Consider the following 2,279-nt stretch of genomic DNA (forward strand, 5'->3'; position numbering starts at 1 on the left):
GGCGGTGGTTCCGGTGGTCCGGTGAGCACGCGGAAGCCGGGCGGCCGGCTGATCCGGGTCACGCCGGAGGGTGTGATGACGGTGAGCACGCCGTCGTCGCTCATGGTGTGCTGCCAGCCCGGGGCGAAGGTCTTGAGCCGGTGGCGAGTCGCCGGGGGGAATTTCACCCCCCGGCGCTCTTAGAACCGTGCGTGACAGTCTCCCGTCACACGGCTCCCGTCGTTGAACCACTCGGGAGTGCTCCGTGCCGCCAGTGAACGAACAGGCCCGGGTTTGTGCTGGCGATCTGGGCGAGTCGCCTGCGGGCCTTGGCTTGGGCACGGTGCAATCGCTTGTATTTCCGGCACGCCCATTTGACCAGGTGCGGATTCAGCCGCTCCTGCAGGAATGCGATCAACTTGGATTTGTAGAAGCGCCCGTAGTAGTTGATCCAGCCGGCCACGACGCGGTTGACCATCGCGGCAACTTCTTCGAAGATGAGGTCTGTTCGCCGGCCGAGCTTCCAGCTCCGGATGGTCCGGGCCATCGCTTTGCGCGCTTCCTTGCTGACCGCTGGCGCGAATCCTGTTTGCCAGCGCCCATCGGGCAGTCGCACGTAGCGCGGCCGGAACGTGTAGCCAAGGAAGGTGAACTCGATGGCCGCGTTCGGCGGCACCGTCTCGCCTTCCCGGTAGCAATACACGATCCTGGTCTTCTCCGGGTGGAGTTGCAGCCCGTATCGCCACAGCCGAGCGGCGATGACGTTGCGAATGTACTTCGCTTGCTTCTCGCTGTGGCAGTGGACGATGATGTCATCGCAATACCGTTCGAATCTCACGCTGTCCTGCGTCTGAGCGATCCAGGCGTCGAACGCGTAATGCATGAACAGATTCGACAACAACGGCGAGATCGCTGACCCTTGCGGGGTGCCACGATCGGGAGCGGTGAGGGTGCCGTCCGGTTGCTGAATCGGTGCCGTGAGCCACCGCTTGACATACAGCAGGACCCATGACTCGGTGGCGTGCTGCTCGACGGCCCACAGAATCGGGGCATGCGGAACATTGTCGAAGAAGCCCTGGATGTCGAGATCGACCACCCACGGCCGCTGCCAACACTGTTTCCGCGTCGTGCCGACCGCATCGAGTGCGGACCGACCCGGCCGGTAGCCGTAGGAGTCGGGATGGAACATCGGCTCCACCGTCGGCTCCAGCGTCATGGCCACCGCCGTCTGCGCGATCCGATCGGCCACGGTCGGCACGCCCAGCACGCGAACACCACCGGCTGCCTTCGGGATCTCTACCGCTCTCACCGGCGGAGGGAAGTACGTACCCGACGACATCCGATTCCAGATCTTGTACAGGTTGGCTTTCTCGTCCTGCGCAAAATCGGCTAGCGACTGGCCGTCAACCCCAGCCGCCCCCTTGTTGACCTTCACCTTTTGATAGGCATCCCAGATGAGCTGCTTAGGAATGTCGAACGACTTTCCCGAAGGTCTTGCCCCGATCATCGGACTCCTCCCACATGATGGTTGATCGTCGATCGGCACCCAACGACCCGGCCCCTTTGCTCCACCCCCATTACAGGAGCTTCATCGCTACTACGAGCCGGTCCGCCCCCCTGCTCCGCAACCAGTACTCTGCGACTCGCCGCTCTACACGGCTTGCCATTCTCCCTCTCGGCGGTCAACTCAACCTTCACCGCCTGTGTCGGAGCGAGGGGTTCTCCCGTTCCGTACTGAAGCCTGAACCGGGCTCACGCCACCTATACGCCGGACACCGCCAAGGCAGGACACAGGTAACTCCTTGGCTCATCCCAGGAAATCCACCAGTCCCTGGTTTTGATGTCATCTCATGTCTTACGACGCGTCATCGATGGTTTACTCGCGTTCGTCTTCCCGGCCCACACCTGCCACCTCTTACGATGACGTATCCATGACGCTCACCACCACAGCTCATTCACCGCAGCAGCTCATGGCGGTTTGAAACCACTCCCTGTCGAGCGATTCCGAAGGGCCAAACCTTCATCTTCAGCACAGCACGACGCTCAAGCGACATTGGCTTCTACATCAACGCCTCCTGATCGTCTTCGGGACACACGGTGCCGGCGGCACCGGCAGCACAGGTTCTGGCAGGCGGTGGCGCCGCCGGCGGCGTGGGCGATGACGTGGTCCAGATCGGCCCAGCCGGCGCGCACGCTGCAGCCGGGGTGGCGGCAGGTGCGGTCGCGGACCTCCAGGAAGCGGTACTGGGCGGCCGAGGGGCGGTAGCGGTCCACCGCCGCGGGTGGGCCGAGCAGCGGGC

Annotated in this window: 2 protein-coding genes; both read right to left on the bottom strand. The window is 63.6% G+C overall.

Features of this window, described 5'->3' with window-relative positions:
- Positions 1-205 precede the first annotated feature (205 nt).
- Complete coding sequence (gene ltrA / locus QOZ86_RS20960) at positions 206-1,486, bottom strand: group II intron reverse transcriptase/maturase (protein ID WP_284493901.1); 1,281 nt, start codon at positions 1,484-1,486, stop codon at positions 206-208.
- A 536-nt stretch (positions 1,487-2,022) separates the two neighbouring features.
- Positions 2,023-2,279, bottom strand: a 257-nt coding sequence (locus QOZ86_RS20965) for an HNH endonuclease signature motif containing protein (RefSeq protein ID WP_284493902.1), incomplete at its 5' end; no start/stop codon positions are given.

This window comes from Blastococcus capsensis, from assembly GCF_030165005.1.
GTDB classification, from domain to species: domain Bacteria; phylum Actinomycetota; class Actinomycetes; order Mycobacteriales; family Geodermatophilaceae; genus Blastococcus; species Blastococcus capsensis.

Coding starts and splice junctions, on each gene's coding strand:
- ltrA (WP_284493901.1), bottom strand. CDS start 1,486: ATGATCGGGGCAAGACCTTCGGGAAAGTCGTTCGACATTCCTAAGCAG.